The following is a 566-nucleotide window of genomic DNA, read 5'->3' on the forward strand; positions in this document are numbered from 1 at the left end:
GAATACAAACAAGACGTATTCACCGCGCCTAAAGTAGAGGCTAAATTCTATAACTCTAAAGTGACGTTTGAAATTCCTATGAGTTTCACCGAACTGCAAGTTAAAGAATCGTTCTCTAGCCGCGAACAGCTTAACGGCTTTGTTTCGATGATTACTACCAGCGTCGAAAATTCAATGACCGTGAAACTGGATGCGCTTATTATGCGCGCCATTAATAATATGGCTGGTGAAACTCTGGTTGCGGGTATCGGTTCCGGTACTGCTGGCGCTAAAACGCTGGACTTTACTAAAACCTCTGGACGCGCTGTTAACCTGCTGGCGCTGTATAACGCTCAGGCGGCAACCGCTGATAAAGTGACTGTAGCCAATGCGCTGACCAGCTACCACTTTATTAAGTTCGCCACTTATACGATGGGTATTTATGCCGACCGTATGAGCAAAATCAGCAAACTGTTTAACGTGGGCGGTAAAGAGCGTTTTACCCCTGCTGATATGCGCCGTTGTGTGCTGCTGTCTGACTTCGCTAAAGCGGCGGTAACTTACCTGCAAGCGGATATTCAATCCCC

1 protein-coding gene is annotated in these 566 nt (G+C 47.0%); it reads left to right on the forward strand.

Features of this window, described 5'->3' with window-relative positions:
* Positions 1-566 (forward strand): phage major capsid protein (locus tag N1032_RS26980; protein WP_259543771.1); only part of this gene is annotated, 566 nt, incomplete at both ends.

The sequence above is a fragment of the Herbiconiux daphne genome, from assembly GCF_024979295.1.
Taxonomy (GTDB): domain Bacteria; phylum Actinomycetota; class Actinomycetes; order Actinomycetales; family Microbacteriaceae; genus Herbiconiux; species Herbiconiux daphnes.